This window comes from Blautia sp. AM28-27 (genome assembly GCF_003480905.1).
Lineage (GTDB): Bacteria > Bacillota > Clostridia > Lachnospirales > Lachnospiraceae > Fusicatenibacter > Fusicatenibacter saccharivorans.
This window is the reverse complement of the sequence record NZ_QUJK01000008.1, coordinates 97,558-114,788: the sequence shown is the minus strand read 5'-3', so window position 1 is coordinate 114,788 and position 17,231 is coordinate 97,558. Positions and strand designations below refer to the sequence as shown.

At 49.4% G+C, this 17,231-nt stretch carries 14 protein-coding genes; 10 read left to right on the top strand and 4 right to left on the bottom strand.

Going from position 1 to position 17,231, the window contains the following annotated elements:
- Positions 1-49: 49 nt before the first annotated feature.
- The 6 genes from DW743_RS11845 (at position 50) to DW743_RS11820 (ending at position 6,814) form a co-directional block, all read left to right on the top strand.
- Positions 50-1,450 carry an L-fucose/L-arabinose isomerase family protein gene (locus DW743_RS11845; RefSeq protein WP_117761602.1) on the top strand — a complete coding sequence of 467 codons (1,401 nt, stop codon included), beginning with the start codon at positions 50-52 and terminating at the stop codon, positions 1,448-1,450.
- Positions 1,451-1,455: 5 nt separating this feature from the next.
- Entirely contained in the window at positions 1,456-2,289 is an 834-nt protein-coding gene (locus DW743_RS11840) for a transketolase (protein ID WP_117761603.1), read from the top strand.
- Positions 2,286-3,218, top strand: coding sequence for a transketolase family protein (locus tag DW743_RS11835; protein ID WP_117761604.1), 933 nt, complete (start codon positions 2,286-2,288; stop codon positions 3,216-3,218). Before DW743_RS11840 ends, DW743_RS11835 begins: the two co-directional genes overlap by 4 nt.
- Positions 3,219-3,565: 347 nt before the next feature.
- On the top strand, positions 3,566-5,053 hold the full coding sequence (locus tag DW743_RS11830) for an FGGY-family carbohydrate kinase (protein ID WP_117761605.1): 1,488 nt from the start codon (positions 3,566-3,568) through the stop codon (positions 5,051-5,053).
- A 527-nt stretch (positions 5,054-5,580) separates the two neighbouring features.
- Entirely contained in the window at positions 5,581-5,973 is a 393-nt protein-coding gene (locus DW743_RS11825; protein ID WP_117761606.1) for a response regulator, read from the top strand.
- A 151-nt stretch (positions 5,974-6,124) separates the two neighbouring features.
- Entirely contained in the window at positions 6,125-6,814 is a 690-nt protein-coding gene (locus DW743_RS11820) for a hypothetical protein (protein WP_117761607.1), read from the top strand.
- 828 nt (positions 6,815-7,642) lie between these two features.
- Here the strand turns inward: DW743_RS11820 and DW743_RS11815 are convergent.
- Genes DW743_RS11815 through DW743_RS11805 form a run of 3 tightly spaced genes read right to left on the bottom strand, consistent with a single transcriptional unit; the run spans position 7,643 to position 10,664 of the window.
- Entirely contained in the window at positions 7,643-8,830 is a 1,188-nt protein-coding gene (locus DW743_RS11815; RefSeq protein WP_117761608.1) for a pyridoxal phosphate-dependent aminotransferase, read from the bottom strand.
- A gap of 55 nt (positions 8,831-8,885) precedes the next feature.
- Positions 8,886-9,539, bottom strand: coding sequence for a glycerol-3-phosphate acyltransferase (locus DW743_RS11810; protein ID WP_117761649.1), 654 nt, complete (start codon positions 9,537-9,539; stop codon positions 8,886-8,888).
- Positions 9,540-9,548: 9 nt separating this feature from the next.
- Positions 9,549-10,664 carry an MGDG synthase family glycosyltransferase gene (locus tag DW743_RS11805; RefSeq protein WP_117761609.1) on the bottom strand — a complete coding sequence of 372 codons (1,116 nt, stop codon included), beginning with the start codon at positions 10,662-10,664 and terminating at the stop codon, positions 9,549-9,551.
- A gap of 394 nt (positions 10,665-11,058) precedes the next feature.
- Between DW743_RS11805 and DW743_RS11800 the strand changes: the two genes are divergently transcribed.
- Entirely contained in the window at positions 11,059-13,488 is a 2,430-nt protein-coding gene (locus DW743_RS11800; protein ID WP_117761610.1) for a glycoside hydrolase family 3 protein, read from the top strand.
- 206 nt (positions 13,489-13,694) lie between these two features.
- Here the strand turns inward: DW743_RS11800 and DW743_RS11795 are convergent, their stop codons facing one another.
- Complete coding sequence (locus tag DW743_RS11795; RefSeq protein ID WP_117761611.1) at positions 13,695-15,068, bottom strand: MATE family efflux transporter; 1,374 nt, start codon at positions 15,066-15,068, stop codon at positions 13,695-13,697.
- 279 nt (positions 15,069-15,347) lie between these two features.
- Between DW743_RS11795 and DW743_RS11790 the strand changes: the two genes are divergently transcribed.
- The 3 genes from DW743_RS11790 (at position 15,348) to DW743_RS17980 (ending at position 17,116) form a co-directional block, all read left to right on the top strand.
- Positions 15,348-15,908, top strand: coding sequence for a biotin transporter BioY (locus DW743_RS11790; protein WP_022461328.1), 561 nt, complete (start codon positions 15,348-15,350; stop codon positions 15,906-15,908).
- A gap of 292 nt (positions 15,909-16,200) precedes the next feature.
- Entirely contained in the window at positions 16,201-16,956 is a 756-nt protein-coding gene (locus DW743_RS11785) for a transglycosylase domain-containing protein (RefSeq protein WP_330411459.1), read from the top strand.
- A 22-nt stretch (positions 16,957-16,978) separates the two neighbouring features.
- A complete protein-coding gene (locus DW743_RS17980) occupies positions 16,979-17,116 on the top strand; it encodes a hypothetical protein (RefSeq protein WP_156327580.1) in 138 nt (45 codons plus the stop codon).
- The last annotated feature ends 115 nt before the right edge of the window (positions 17,117-17,231 follow it).

Genomic DNA, 17,231 nt, shown 5'->3' with positions numbered 1-17,231 from the left:
ATCGTGAATTTAACAAAATTCAACGAAAAATTAAATGGAGGAAATGAATATGAAATCAGTCAAAATCGGATTTGCCCCTACGAGAAGAAGCATTTTCAGTGCGCCGGATGCCGTAAAATACGCCAACTTGACGAGAGAGCGTTTGAAAGAGCTTGGCGTTGAATTTGTGGACATCACCGATATCAACGAGGAAGGCCTGTTTTACGATGAAGCGGACCGTGAAAAGATCCAGGAAAAATTCAAAAGAGAAAATGTAAAAGGAATTTTCTTCCCGCACGGCAACTTCGGTACCGAGTATGTCTGTGCAAGACTGGCAAAAGAGATGGGACTGCCGGTACTCCTTTGGGGACCGCGCGATGAGCGCCCGGATGAAAATGGTGTTCGTCTCCGCGACAGCCAGTGTGGACTTTTCGCAACCGGAAAAGTGCTCAGAAGATTCCAGGTCCCCTTTACCTATATGACGAACTGCCGCCTGACCGATCCGGAATTTGAACGCGGCATCAAAGATTTCCTTGCCGTCTGCAACGTCGTCGATACGTTCCGCCATACCAGAATCCTGCAGATCGGACCGCGTCCGTTCGATTTCTGGTCCACGATGTGCAACGAAGGCGAACTGCTGGAGAAGTTTAATATTCAGCTTTCTCCGATTCCGTTGCCGGAACTGACCGAAGAGATGAAAAAAGTAAAAGCAGAAGGAACCGAGGTAGCAAACGTCGTTTCTTACTGCAATACCAATATGTGCGTAAAGATTAAACCGGAAGAACTGGAAAATGTAGCAGCTCTGAAGGTTGCGATGAAAAATCTGGCTGCAAAATATTCCTGCAATGCCATCGCGATCCAGTGCTGGAACGCGCTGCAGGGTGAGATCGGCATCATGCCGTGTGCGGCAAACTCCCTGCTGAACGAAGAGGGAATTCCGGTTGTCTGTGAGACCGATATCCATGGCGCCATCACCGCTCTGATGGTAGAGGCTGCCGGCAGAAACGATAAGAGAAGCTTCTTTGCCGACTGGACGGTACGCCACCCGGACAACGAGAACGGCGAGCTGCTGCAGCACTGCGGACCGTGGCCAATCTCGGTAGCACAGGAAAAACCGACCATCGGTTATCCTCTGGCATTCAGTCATCCGGGAGCTGTAGAGGCACAGGCAAAATTAGGCGAAATGACACTGGCGCGTTTCGACGGAGACAACGGAGAGTACTCCCTGCTGCTTGGAAATGCAAAAGGTGTCGAGGGACCTTACACGAAGGGAACCTACGTATGGGTTGAGGTACAGAACCTGAAACGCCTGGAGGCAAAAATCGTGGAAGGACCGTACATCCACCACTGTGTCGGTATCCACGAGAACGTTGTGCCGGTTCTGTATGAAGCATGCAAATACATCGGCATTGCCCCGGATTTATATGATCCGATCGAGGAAGATGTCAAAGCATATTTAAGAGGAGAATGAAAATCATGAGTGAATACAAGGAATTGAGTTGTCTGGCGTATGATCTGCGGAAGAAAGTAGTGGAAATGGTAGTTTCCGGCAAGGGCGGCCACATCGGCGGTGACATGAGTGTCATTGATGTGCTTGTAGCGCTGTATTTTAAAGAGATGAACATCAGCCCTAAGAACATGGACGACCCGGACCGCGACCGTTTTGTGATGAGTAAAGGTCATTCCGTTGAGGCATATTATGCAGTACTTGCGGCAAAGGGGTTCTTCCCGATGGAAGAGGTCATTGAAAAATTCTTCAAATTCGGCAGCCCGTACATCGGCCATCCGAATAATAAACTGCCGGGCATCGAGATGAATTCCGGTTCTCTCGGCCACGGACTTCCGGTCTGCGTGGGAATGGCGCTGGCAGGAAAAATGGATAAAAAAGATTACCGTGTCTACACCGTTATGGGTGACGGCGAGCTGGCAGAAGGCTCTGTCTGGGAGGGCGCAATGTCCGCAGGAAACTACAAGCTGGACAACCTCTGTGCGATCGTAGACCGCAACCGTCTGCAGATCTCCGGAAATACCGAGGATGTCATGAAACAGGACAGCCAGGAGGAGAGATGGGCAGCGTTCGGATGGAATGTTCTTTCCGTACCGGGCAACGATATGGACGCGCTCGTTCATGCGTTTGAGCTGGCGAAACACTGCAAGGGAAAACCGACGGTTATTATTGCAAACACAACGAAGGGCTGTGGTTCTTCCGTGATGGAAAATAAGGCGGAGTGGCATCATAAAGTGCCGACACCGGAGGAAGTAGAACAGATTATGAAGGATCTGGATGAGAGAAAGGAGGCACTGTCATGAATAAGATTCCAAACAGACAGGCCATTTGCGAGGTTTTAATGAAACATGCCGAAACGGATAAAGATATCGTAGTGCTCTGCAGCGATTCCAGGGGAAGTGCTTCCCTGACACCGTTTGCAAATGCGTATCCGGAGCAGTTTGTGGAGATGGGTATCGCGGAGCAGGATCTGGTCAGCGTTTCTGCCGGTCTTGCAAAATGCGGCAAGAAAGCATTTGCGGCATCTCCGGCGTGCTTCCTTTCTACAAGAAGCTATGAGCAGGCGAAAATTGACTGTGCATACTCCAACACCAATGTAAAGCTGATCGGCATCAGCGGCGGTGTGAGCTACGGCGCACTCGGCATGAGCCATCATTCTGCACAGGACATCGCAGCAATGGCAGCTATTCCGAACATGCGCGTTTATCTGCCAAGCGACCGCTTCCAGACAGCAAAACTGGTTGAGGCGCTTCTTACCGATGAAAAACCGGCTTATATCCGGGTGGGAAGAAATGCCGTTGCGGATATTTACAGCGAAGAAAATACTCCGTTTGAGATGGATAAGGCAACGGTTCTCTCGGAAGGCACCGATGTTTTACTGGTAGCCTGCGGTGAGATGGTCCGCCCGGCGTTCGATGCAGCTGCTATGCTGAAAGAAGAGGGAATCAGCGCAGGACTGCTCGATATGTACTGTGTGAAACCGTTGGACAAAGAGGGCCTGGTAGAGGCTGCAAAGAAGGCAAAAGTTGTCATTTCGATCGAAGAGCACGCTCCATTCGGCGGTCTTGGATCGATGGTGAGCCAGGTGGTCGGTGCGGAATGCCCGCGTAAAGTCGTTCCTATGTCTCTGCCGGATGCGCCGGTGATCACGGGAACTTCCCAAGAAGTCTTTGACTATTATGGATTGAATGCCGAGGGCATTGCAAAAAAAGCGAAAGAATTACTGGCTTAACCAGAAATGGAATCAGCGGTGAATGTGATAGCCCGCAGGGAACTGTAAACTGCCGCAGGTCTGCGTATGCCATGTTCCTGCGTGCCCGGGCGGAAGAAAATCCGGGAACGCAGGAACTTTTTCTATATAATTAGGAATAAATCGTTCTGCGGAAATAATCAGGAATAAATCGTTCTGCGGAAGATTTTGGAATGTGTGGTAATCGCCAAAGATCTTGCCTATAGGGGCAGGGTGAATGCCGCGACAATAGAAAATGACGCATGGTGTGTTGAAAAACAGGGTGTATTCAGCGTTATTCGAGATGGGGATCTGGATATTTATAAAATTTTAGGAATGGAGCTGGAAAAATGGAGAAAAGGTATATTATCGGAATTGATCAGAGCACGCAGGGAACGAAAGCGCTGCTCTTTGATGGGGAGGGACATTTACTCCGCCGTACCGACTTGCCGCACCGGCAGATTGTCAATGAAAAGGGATGGGTGTCCCATGATCTGAATGAGATTTACCGGAATACAGTACAGACGGTAAAAACGCTGGTGGCAGAGTCCGGTGTTGCACCGGAAGAAATCGCCGGAATCGGCATCAGCAATCAGCGTGAGACGACAGCGATCTGGGACAAGGCGACCGGGGAACCGCTGGAAGAGGCAATTGTATGGCAGTGCGGCCGCGCAAGCGGCATTGCGCAGGAGATTGCGGAGCAGGGGCACGCAGAGGAGATCCGCGAGGCGACGGGTCTGCAGCTTTCGGCTTATTTTCCTGCTGCAAAGATGGCGTGGCTGCTTCGAAACGGCGGAGAAGAAAGACAGAAACGTGCTGCAGACGGGAAACTCTGCCTGGGTACGATTGACAGCTGGCTGGTTTACAAGCTGACGGGGGATCATGCATTTAAAACAGATTTTTCAAATGCGTCGAGAACGCAGTTGTTTAATTTGAAAACACTGGCATGGGATGAGAAGATCTGTGAGATGTTCAGGATTCCGGTCTGTGCGCTGGCCAGGGTGTGCGATTCCGATGCGGTGTATGGAACCACGACGATGGAAGGATTGTTTTCCGAGCCGGTTCCGATCTGTGGTGTATTAGGCGACTCTCATGCGGCTCTGTTCGGACAGGGCTGCTTAAAACCGGGTATGATCAAGGCAACGTACGGAACGGGTTCTTCGCTGATGATGAACATTGGGGACAAGCCGATTCAGAGCAGCCACGGCGTTGTGACTTCGCTTGCGTGGGGAAGAGGCGGCAAGGTGGACTATGTGCTGGAAGGCAACCTGAACTACACCGGAGCTGTGATTACCTGGCTGAAGGATGATCTGAAGCTGATTTCTTCGGCAAAAGAGACGGAAGGACTGGCAAGGGAGGCAAATCCGGCAGACCGCACGTATCTGGTTCCGGCATTTACCGGGCTTGGCGCGCCGTACTGGGATGAGAAAGCAACGGCATCGATCAGCGGAATTACCCGCACCACAGGAAAAGCTGAGGTGGTAAAAGCGGCACTCGATTGCATTGCCTACCAGATCACGGATCTTGTCCGTGCGATGGAGCAGGATACCGGCATGCGGATTGAAGAGCTCCGCGTGGACGGCGGCCCGACACGAAACGGATATCTGATGCAGTTCCAGAGTGATATTACGAATAAACGCGTAAATATTCCGGACGCGGAGGAGCTTTCCGGCATCGGGGCGGCTTATATGGCCGGTATTTCAGCCGGGGTCTACGATCTGGAAAAACTCGCGGGAAATATGAAACGAAGTGTGTATGAACCGAAGATGGACGATGAAATCCGGGAGAAAAAATATGCCGGATGGAAAAAGGCTGTCGACGGGGTATTAAGTAAATAGGGGACGGACGGTGTAAAAGGCCTCCCGCCCCACAGAGCACAAATCCCCGGACAGGCACTGTTTCGGAAGGCAAGAGGCTCTAAGAAACTTGAATTTTGCTAAAAGCGTCGCAGAAAAAGGCAAACTCGCTGTCGCTCAAACAGTGCCTTTTTCTGTGACAACGCAAAATCCAACTTTCTAAGATCTTTAGCCCTCCTGCAAATGTGTCTGCCCGGGGACTTGTGCTCTGTGCGGCGGGAGGGTTTTTGCGCCTGATGATGAGGAATCTCTTAGAGAGAACCATTAAGAACCATTGCCAAAGCAAATAAAACCCGTTAAAATAGAGAGCAGATTATAAGCACAGCCGCTGGTGCCAAAAGCCGCAAATGTTGGAAAGGATGGCTTCAAGATGAGAAAATCAAAACTCCCGACAGGTACTTGGGAAAAAATAGAATCTAAACTGTGATTGAAAAGAATACAAAAGCGAACGGAAGATAGGGCTGTATGAAAGATACAAACAACAGAAATGAGAGAGGAGACTGCGGAATATGAAGGTTCTGAACTTTGAGGACAGTGTTTATAAGGCAAATGCAATTCAAAAAATATTAGGTAACCGCTGTAGTGTGGCATCGGTTGAGCAGGTGTCTAATGTAGAAGATGGTCTGAAGATGTTGAAAGATGCAGAAAACGCAGGAGAGCCGTTCAATCTGATCATAACAGATATGCATTTTCCAATGAGGTCAGGAGCTATCAGCGATACAGAAGCGGGAGAAAAGTTAGTTCAGATTCTGCAGGAGCAGGGAAATCAAACCAAGATTATCGTATGTTCCTCAAGAAATATGAAACTTCCAGGTGTGTATGGATGCATCTGGTATTCGGAAATCAGTGACTGGGAAGAAGAACTTTGTGATCTTGTAAGAGAGATGGAAAAAAGTAAATGATTTACGCGGTGCATGATCCGTACGAACCCTGCTACACTGAAGTTGCAAAGGATTCCGGCTTTCGTTGTGAGTGTCTTTGATTTTATACAGAAACGGTGCTGGGTAATGTAAGAGGAAACATGCGGATATTTTGTTTAGAAAAGAGGACACTATGGCATCAAGCATGATTCACTTGGCAATTGTACAGGAGATGAGAAAAAAAGTCTCGTTTCGAGATATCAACCGCCTGTTTCTTGGGGTGATTCTGCCGGATGGGGCGGTGGCGGGAAATAGCCATTTAAAGAAGAAAATCTGCGAAAATACCAGATACACATACGATCTCGAATTTTTCCGCGACAGATACGGGAAATACATGGAGAAGGATGATTTATATCTCGGCTATTATCTTCATCTGATCCAGGATATGCTATATCGGAGATTTATGTATGGGGAGCATGGCTGGAATTCGAGCGCTCCTGGAAATGTAGAAAAACTGCATCGGGACTACGAGATATTAAATGAATATGTTTCGAAAAAATATGGCCTTTCCCAGAAAATGCTCCAGGAGCTGGATCTTACAGAAGAGCCATTGGCACAGCTTGCTGAATTCGATGTGAAAGGTCTTATAAAAGAAGTCCGCGGGGAATTCGTCCAGAGAAAAGAAGAGAAATTGTCCATCCTTACCAGACAAATGGCCAACGAGTACATCGTACGCGCGACGGAATTCTGCGTGGAAGAGCTAAAGGCACTGTCCAAAGGGAAATCAGGTCTGGACAGTACTGTGTGGAGCTGGGAAAAACCAGAAAACATATCACATGAAAAATTAAACCAGAAGTTAAATGCAAAAATCGAAAATATGTAATATAGTATATACAGAACAAAGCACGGACATTCACAAAAAGAACAGAGACGTGCAGAAAGCAGGAATGCAGCAGACACATTTATGAGTGCAGACCGCAGGCATACAATGTGGGATGTATGAAGCCATGGATGAATTATGAACCAAGGTCTCTGAAGGAAATCCTGAGCTTTAGAGAGAAGGCTGAGGCAGGAAAATAGCATCTCCACCGATGATATAAAGCAAGTCAGAGTGGAACAGCATTTGATACACATCAGTATCCACAAAAAATGTGGCTGAAAATAAGGCGGTAGTTTAACCGAATCAAGTAAGTCCCCTGTTTCCAGTGCGAAAAGCAATAAGCAGTGGGTGGGGACTTGCTTGTATCAGGAGGAGTGTAAGCTCCTTCTGATAAACTGCGGAGCAGTTATTCGGTTATGAGCAAGTAGCGAAGCGGATTGCGAATATCCGCTTGACCGGGCAAAACCTGTGCAGAAAAATGTTTCATGTTTGTGGAACGTACAGCAAATTTTTCGTAGAGGATAAGGCACAGAATGCAGGTTCAAGTCCTGCCCGCCTTATGCGATTGAGATAGCTCAAAAGAAAGGAGCGGCAGCGATGGAACAGATCATCGAAAGCGAGCGGTATGCGTGTGTCAGAACAGGGATGTGGAAGAAAAGATGTAAAGTTGTGATTGGAAAACAGGATGTAGGAGAATAAAAGAAAAACGGACGCTGTGTTTCAAAGATGAAGCAGTGTCCGTTTTTTACTATATGTAAGATACCGGGGTCAAAGGGGTCAAAAAGCCTTTTGACCCCAACATCTATTTAAGAAAAGTTGACAGTTGAAAAATTATCCAAAATACTCTCCCGCCAGTTCCTTAAACGCCGGCAGTGCCCGCTCAATTTGTGCAGTGGTAACGCAGTACGCGATCCGTACGAATCCCGGTGCACCGAAGTCATCGCCGGGTACAAGAAGAAGTTCGTGTTTTTTCGCTTTCTCACAGAATGCATACGCGTCCGGTTCCGGAGTTTTCATGAAGAGATAGAAAGCGCCGTCCGGGTGAACGCAGGTGAAGCCGTAGGCGGTTAATGAATCATACAGCAGATCGCGGTTTTTCTTGTAGACCGAAAGATCCGAAACCTGTCCTGCGCATTTGGCGATGACGTGTTGGATCAGGCTTGGTGCGCAGACGAAGCCGAGGGCGCGTCCGGCACCGCAGACGGCTGCGTAGATGGTTCTTGCATCATCGACCTCATCCGGAACGAGAACGTAGCCGATACGCTCGCCCGGCAGGGAGAGGGATTTGCTGTAGGAGTAGCAGACCAGCGTGTTTTTGTAATATTTTGTCAGATACGGAACTTCCACGTCTCCGTAGACAAGCTCGCGGTACGGTTCATCAACGATCAGATAAATCGGATGGCCGTATTCGGCAGATTTTGCTTCCAGAAAAGCAGCGAGCTTCTGAATGCTTTCTTCTGTGTAGACAACGCCGGACGGATTGTTCGGGGAATTGACGAAAACACCTTTGGTGTGCGCTGTGACAGTGGCCGAGAGGCGGTCAAAGTCGATCTGGAACGTGGAAGAATCAGCCGGCGTTTCGATCATGGCTGCGCCTGCAGATTCGATGAAAACACGGTATTCCGGAAAGTACGGGGTAAATACGATATACTCGTCGCCCGGAACGGTTAAAGCGCCAAGGACGATGCGGAGCGAAGCGGCTGCACCGCAGGTCATATAGAAGTTGTCAGCGTGGAACGTGGTACCAAAGCGTTTGTTCAGGTCGGCTGCAACGGCGGCGCGGGTATCGGCATCGCCCTGCGCGGAGGTGTAGCCGAAGAGATAGTAATCGTCTTTGGAATCGAGCAGCTCCTTGATGGTCTCATGAACGGAGGCCGGAGCCGGCACGTTTGGGTTTCCGATACTGAAATCAAAGACGTTTTCTGTGCCGATCTCGGCAGCGCGTTTTTTACTGTATTCGAAAATCTCGCGGATTACCGATTTTTTTGTGCCGAGAGTTACCATTTTTTCTGAAATCATGTGTCAATCCTCCTGAAGTAAATTGTTTGCCGCTGTTTTAAATGAACTGTAAATATTATTCTTTTTTCTGCTTTTTCCTTATTTTAGCAGACAAAGACTGAATTGTAAATGCAGCATTTTCGGTCTCATGCTCCCGCAGGCTGAAAAGATGGCGGAAGCAGACCACGAGCGATACCAGCAGACTGCCGAGCCGCACGGACGGAAGAAATCGGGAAATTTGTGCGGCGACGGCAAACCCGGAGAACGAAACGATCGAGCGCAGATTGTGTGGCTGGATAATGAGAATCAACGAAAACGTCAGATAAAACGCCGCCAGAAGAAGCGCCGGCCGCAGATCCGGCAGGAGGCCGAGCAGCACGCCGAACGAGACAGAGATCGCCTTTCCGCCTTTCGCAGGCTGCAGAAACGGCCATGCGTGTCCGGCCACCGGGGCGAGCAGAATCAGGGCGAAAATCCAGGAACCCATCGAAACAGCGGAACTGTGCGCCGCCAGAAATACCGGCAGAAATCCCTTCCCGATATCGCACAGGACGCAGAGCAGTCCAATCCGCGGTCCGGCCACTGAAAAGGCGTTGAAGGCACCGGGATTCTGATCTTCATTCACAGTTCGGACATCCACGTGGCAGAAGTATTTTGGAATCAGGTACGAATACAGTACGCTGCCCGAGAGGTACCCGAAGAAACTATAAAACAAATAAGCAGTAAGCATCATAAGCAGTTACTCCGAAACTAATTTTTCCAAAAGGTGTGTAATTGACGTTCCCGCCTGCGGATGGCTGTTTTTTCGCTGGGCATCGCGCATCGCAATCTGACGTGCATCATCGCAGGCAAGCGAAATACCGGCCTCTGCCAGCTCTTTCTGATGTGCGCCGGTCACGGACATTCCGCGTGAGACAAAAAAAGCACGGTTTTTTGTTTCGCAACCCGGAATCGGATCAGTGTGGACGAGCGGAACGCGCCGCACAGCGGCCTCGGTACTGCTTAAGCCACCGGGCTTTGTAAACAGCACATCGGCAGCGGCCATATATTCCGCAACGTGGCGTGTAAAACCGATGATATGTACATTTGGGTTCTTATGGAACTGCAGCCGGAGCGAACGCATCCGTTTTTTATTATTTCCGCAGATGATCACAGCCTGTTCGCCGTTTTCCAGCCGGGAAACAAGTTCATGTGCGAGCAGATGCACTTTGCCGAATCCCATACTGCCGCTCATGACGAGAAACAGCGGAGCATTCTCGGGAAGACCGAGATGGCGGCGCACATCCTCTTTGGATGCAGGGCGCGCAAATGCGGGCCGCACCGGAATACCGAGAGGAAGCAGTTTTTCTTCCGGGATACCGCAGGATGCAAACTCCGGGATCAGATCCTTGTGCGGAACCACATAGTAATCGCAGTTCGTCTCTTCCCAGAACGGAATGCACGCGTAATCGGTGGCAACGGCAACGCAGGGAATCGTCAGCCGCCCTTTCTGTTTCATCCAGGTCAGTGTTTCCGCCGGATAAAGATGTGTGGTGACAACGGCATTAAAATGGTTTTGATCAATATAATCTGCAAGCACATTTCCAAGCCGCGCATTTGCATAGTAAACGGGGGATTTCCAGGGAAATTTCCGTACCAGCTCACCAAGCTGATAGAGTGCGCCGAAGCCGGCCGGAAAAACGGAGACGAGCTTCACATAAGCTCCGCCGACCAGTGCGGAGGTATGCTTTCGCCCGAGGCTCATCAGATCCAGAACCTCGGCTTCGTGGTGATAAAAATTCAGACTTTCTTTTAATGCAGAGGCCGCAGCATTGTGGCCACCGCCGGTATTGCAGGATAAAATCAGTACCTTCATAAGAAAAACTCCATTCTTTTGTTGTATCTCCGAAAGAAACAGGATCACGAGATTTTTCAGACACGCTCTAGTATAGAACTCTGTTATATTTCGGGCAATCCACAAAAGGAGAAAAGTGTCTGATATAACAGGAAGGCGACAGGCAGCAGAAATATCGGGGAGACGCAGACGGAGCATTCACCTGCGGATCAAGATTTTGAGAGAAAGGAAAACGACTGGTGCCTGAAAAAAAATTGGTAAAATAGAATAAAACTGAAAGAAAAAGAAACAAAAAACAGGATAAAATGCTGAAAAATCAATTGACATCCCATCCAAAACTTCGTATCATAGAGACAGAATGGGGCGCGTTCGGAAAGCGATCTGCGAACCAGAAAATACAGGAGGTAAGCTTAAAATGGGTAAATGGCAGAGAAGTCTTTACCAGCCGGTTCTGCCGCTGGGAAAAGACGGAAAAAGGGTAACAGGAAGCGCGGAACATATCGCACTTTCCAGAAAAGCAGCAGGCGAGGGTATGGTTCTGGTGAAAAACGAGAACGAGACATTGCCGCTCGCAAAAGGCACAAAAGTAGCTTTATTTGGAAAAGGAACGATTGATTACGTAAAAGGCGGCGGCGGAAGCGGTGACGTTACCGTTGCGTATATCCGCAACTTCTACGAAGGCATGAAGATCAAAGAGGCCGAGGGGGAGGTTTCTCTGTTCCATGAACTTCCGGAATTCTATGAGAAAAATGTAAAAGAACAGTATGCTGCAGGCGCTGTACCGGGCATGACAAGAGAGCCGGAAGTACCGGACGAGCTGGTACAGAAAGCAAAAGCATATACCGATACCGCAATCATTACCATCTGCCGCTTCTCCGGCGAGGGCTGGGACCGCAAATGCCAGATCACCGAGGAAGGCTATGAGCTGTTTGAGGATGAGAAAAAACAGATCGAGCTGAGCGCCAGCATCTTCGAAAACGGCGACTTCTGCCTGACAAACGGCGAAGCAGCCATGGTAGAAAAAGTAAAAGCAAACTTTAAAAATGTCATCGTTGTCATGAACGTCGGCGGTATGGTTGATACCAGCTGGTTCAAAGACTGCAAAGAGATTCCGGCGGTGCTGATGGCATGGCAGGGCGGCATGGAAGGCGGCCTCGCGGCAGCGGACGTTGTAACAGGCGACGTCAACCCATCCGGTAAACTGGTTGATACCTACGCAGCAACCCTCGAGGATTATCCATCCACCGAGAACTTCCATAAATCCGTTTATTACGTGGATTACAACGAGGATATCTACGTTGGCTACCGTTATTTCGAGACGATTCCTGGCGCAGCGGAGAAGGTCAATTATCCGTTCGGCTTCGGCCTTTCCTACACCAGCTTTGAGACAGAAGTTCTGGGTGCAGAAGAGAAGGATGGAAAGATTGTTGTAAAAGCATCTGTTACCAACACTGGAAAACGTGCCGGAAAAGAAGTTGTACAGCTCTACTACGGCGCACCGCAGGGCAAGCTTGGCAAACCGGCCAAAGAGCTCGGCGCTTACCGGAAAACAAGACTGCTGCAGCCAGGCGAGACACAGAGAGTCGTTCTTTCCTTTACAGTGGAAGATATGGCATCTTTTGATGACCTTGGAAAGGTTGCAAAATCTGCCTATGTTCTTGAGGCAGGAAGCTACGTCTTCTACGTTGGAAACAATGTAAGAGATGCGAAGAAACTGGACTTCACCTACGATCTGGCAGAGGCAAAAGTGACTGCACAGTACACCAGCCTTGCCGCTCCGCATAAGCTGGAAAAACGTCTCCTTGCGGATGGAACCTACGAAGCGCTTCCGACCGATAACGGCCCTGTCGAGGAAGAAGGACTGGAGCGTCAGGATAAGCTGACTCTGGAAGGCTTCCTCCCGGCAGTCAAAGCACAGGAGAGAAAGAGCTTTGGCGAGCTTATGGAAGCAGCAAAGACGAATCCGAACCTGATGAATGTGGTCGAAGGAAAAGAAACGCTCGACGAGTTTGTAGATAAGCTTCCGACAGAAGCACTTATTCATCTGCTCGGCGGTCAGCCGAACACAGGAGTTGCCAACACGTTTGGCATGGGAAATCTGCCTGAGTACGGCATCCCGAATATCATGACCGCAGACGGACCGGCAGGCCTTCGCATTCAGCCGCAGTGTGGCGTCAACACGACCGCATGGCCGTGTGCAACATTGCTTGCCTGCACCTGGGATCCGGAGCTGATCGAAGAGATCGGTAAAGCCGGCGGAGAGGAAGTCAAAGAAAACAATATCGGCATCTGGCTGACCCCGGCTGTCAACATTCACAGAAGCCCGCTCTGCGGAAGAAACTTCGAGTATTATTCCGAGGATCCGCTTGTGGCCGGAAAATCCGGTGCGGCAATGGTACGCGGTATGCAGTCCGAGCATATCGGGGCAAGTGTGAAACACTTCTGCTGCAACAACAAAGAAACAAACCGAAAAGACAGCGATTCCCGCGTTTCCGAGCGTGCGCTGCGTGAGATTTACCTGAAAGCCTTCGAGATCATTGTAAAAGAGGCAGATCCATACACAATCATGTCGTCCTACAACCTGATCAACGGCGTTCAGGCATCTGAGAACAAGGATCTTTTGACCGGTATTCTGCGCGGTGAGTGGGACTTTAAGGGAATGGTAACGACCGACTGGTGGACCCACGGCGAGCATTACCGCGAGACAAAAGCCGGAAATGATATCAAGATGGCAAACGGATACGAGGAGCGCGTACAGGAGGCATTTGAGAAGGGATACATCACCCGCGACGAAATCGCTCTTTGTGCAAAACGAATCCTGACCATGATTCTTCGCATGGACTGATGTGGATGCATGTGAATAAATAAAGAAAAGTGTGGATAACACATAAAAAAATCGTATGCTGTTGTGGAAAAAGCAACAGCATACGATTTTTTACTTTCCGGACAGGATTCTTTCCTGTTTACACGGCAATGATCTGTAGCAAGACTCTGGCGACCGCAGCTCACGAAAAGTCTTTTGCAGAAACGCTCCGGGAAAGAAACCTGTTTTCAGGCGGCAGCCTTCTGTAGCTCTGCCATAATCTTAAATTCCCGCACGACCATAACGATGCTGACTGATGCGGCTGCAAGGTCTGCAATCGGTGCAGTGTACATCACGCCGTCAATGCCGAAGAGATACGGAAAAATCAGCAGCAGCGGAAGCAGGAAAATAATCTGTCTCGTCAGCGAAAGAAAAATACCCTTCTTCGGTGCTCCGATTGAGGTAAAGAAGTTTGAGCTGACCGGCTGGATACCGTTCAGGAATGTGAAAAACAGGAAAATGCGGAAGTACCGCTCTGCAAAATGCAGGTACTCTTCTGAACCGGAACCAAAAATGCCGATAATCTGGCGCGGAAAGAGCTGGAAGCAGAGGAAGGCGACGATGGAAATGGCAGTCGCCGCAAAAACTGCTTTTTTATAGGCGTCCTTCACGCGGTCATATTTCTGTGCACCGAAGTTGAAGCTGACAATCGGCTGAAGTCCCTGGGAAATGCCGATGACAAAGGAGAAGAACAGCATATTCACCTTTGAAATAATACCGGCGCATGCAAGCGGAATGTCGCTTCCATAGACGGAATTGGAGCCGTAGTAGGTCAGTGTGTTGTTCATAACGATCTGAACAACCATCATTGCCACCTGGTTGAATGCCGGAGTTGCACCAAGCGCAGCGATCCGTGCCCAGCAGGCTATTTTCGGCTTCAGATCGGAAAGAGAAAGCGGCAGCGTTTTAAAACCGCGCAGATAGAAGACAACGAGCGCGAACGATAAAATCTGTCCGGTGATCGTGGCGAGCGCTGCACCTGCCATGCCCATGTGGAAAACGAAGATGAACAGCGGGTCGAGAATCGTGTTGACGATCGCGCCGATCAGGTTACACAGCATGGAAAATTTCGGGCTGCCATCCGCGCGGATCAGGTTGGAGCCGCCGATTGTGATGATCAGAAACGGGAATCCGATGGAGGTAATTCTGGTGTAAGTACAGGCATAATCAATGACATCCGGCGTTGCACCAAAGAGAAGCATCATCGGACGCAGAAAAAGCTGAACGGCAACGCAGAGGATCACACCGAGGATTGCCAGCATGGAGATGGCATTTCCAACATAGGATTTCGCGTGCTCCGGATCCTTTCTGCCCATGCAGAGATTGAAATTTGCAGCACCGCCGATGCCGCAGAGCAGACCGATGGATGTGCAGACCATGCTGAGTGGGAACGCTACGTTGGTCGCTGCGTTTCCGAGCACGCCGATGCTGTGACCGATAAAGAGCTGGTCTACCATGTTATAGAGGGCGCTGACGAGCATCGCGATGACGCTCGGAATCGCAAAACGCCGCAAAAGAGAGCTGACCGGTTCCGAGCCGAGAGGATTTTCGGAAGGTTTCATAGAGGGTATCTCCTTTCAAATGGAATAAAAATTCATCGTTTGTATCGGGTGAACATTCACGGAAAAACTCCGAGACTATACAGTATACCATAGAAAGAAAACAGAAAACAAGAGGGTGACCGTTATTTTCAGGAAGTGTAACAGAATCGTAGCAGAACACTCTGTGTTTTTAAAAAAAGGGATTGACAAAAATAAAATATTAACCTATATTGAAACAAGGTTAACAATTCAAAAGCAGAAAGAATTGGATACAAGAACCTGCGAGGAGGATTTACATTCATGAAAAAATCAAAACTTACCACAAAACAGATTGTACTGACCGGCATGATGACGGCAGTGCTTGCGGTACTGTCCATTGTGACGATTCCGCTTCCGACCGGCGTTCCGGTGACGCTGCAGACCTTTGCAATGGCATTTTGCGGCTACGTGCTTGGCTGGAAATTGGGAGGTGCATCGTCCGCTCTTTATCTGATCCTCGGCGCGATCGGCGTTCCGGTTTATGCCGGCATGAGCGGTGGATTCGGCGCTCTTCTCGGACCGGCCGGCGGCTTTATTTTCGGATTTATTCCGATGGCAATGCTCTGCGGTGCCGGAATTAAAAAAGGCTTCCCGGGCAAACCATTCGTTCTTGGAATCGCAGGTCTTGCGGTATGTCACGCATTCGGTGTGGTACAGTTTTCCATTGTAACAGGAAACACGATCCCGGCTTCGTTCCTGGCAGTTTCCGTTCCGTACATCGTAAAAGATGTGATTTCCGTTGTAGTAGCTGAAATTCTCGGTGTAGCCGTTCGAAAAGCACTGTCAGCAGCTCATGTAATGAACTACGGAACCGCAGCATAATCACAGAGCGTTTCTGAAAAACCAAAAGATAAAAACAAGAGACAGGCATCCTGACAATCTGCCAGGTGTCTGTCTTTTTCTGTTTTGTCAAGCGGATATTCGCAATCCGCTTCGCTACTTGCCTGATTCGGTTAAAGTATTCCGCAGCAGCAGCGGTTATTTGAAAAAACGTGCAAAATGCATTTCATACAGTTTCAAAATTTTAATGAATTCCTAAGAAAGAGGCAAGAAGGCGTTAAGGGAGATATGGTAGGATAGAAAGCAGGAAAGAACAACAAAGGGGTTTGAAACTATGAGAAAAAGAACACGAAAACACCGGGGAACAGCGGGAAAAATGGTTGGAGGTTTTCTGGCATTTTTCTGCCTGATCCTGCTGATGGCCGGAATGTTCTGGGCAATCCAGGGATATGTTTCCTATCAGAAGGCAGTGAAGGAAAAGCCGCTCGCGCAGGCGGTAGAGGAAATCAGAAGCGAAGCACAGTGGGTTCCCCTGAAACAGGTGCCGGAGCTGTACAAAAAAGCGGTGCTTGCTGTCGAGGATCACCGGTATTACACACATCACGGGATAGACTGGATCAGCATGGCGCGCGCGGTTGTACATGACATCCGCGTGATGAAACCGGAGCAGGGAGGCAGTACTATCACACAGCAGCTGGTAAAAAACATGTATTACGATCAGAATAAGACACTTGCCAGAAAAGCGGCAGAGGCGTGGACAGCACTCTATGTGGAACGACAGCTCTCCAAGGAAGAAATTCTGGAGCTGTACATCAACACTATTTATTTCGGGGATGGCTATTACGGACTCAAAGAAGCATCGCGTGGTTATTTCGGAAAAGAGCCGCAGGATCTGACCGACAGCGAAGCCGTTCTCCTCGCCGGAATCCCGAATGCACCGTCCGCCTACGCACCGTCGCGCCACGCGGATCTGGCGCTGCAGCGGGAAAAGCAGGTGCTGGCGGCAATGGTAAAATATGGATACCTGGAACAAAGTGAGACGGACAGCCTGCTGTGGGATGCGGCAGCCGATCCGGTTCTGGCACGATAGAAAGAAAAGTGAGGAAAAAAGAATGGGAAAACTGATCAGACTGGGGGCAACAGCGCTGTCCATGATTGGAATTTTGGTGATGATTCTCTGTGTGCAGGCGGCGATTTTATTTGTGAGGCTGTGCATCCGAAGAAAGCAGAAAAAAATTGAGCTGAAATAAGAGAAGGAAAAATGTGAGCAGAATTGCCGGAAGAAAAACGGTGATTCTGCTCGCGTTTTTTTCTGTGAGCAATCCGATTGCGTTTCCGCCGGGAAAAAGGTATAATGAAAAACAG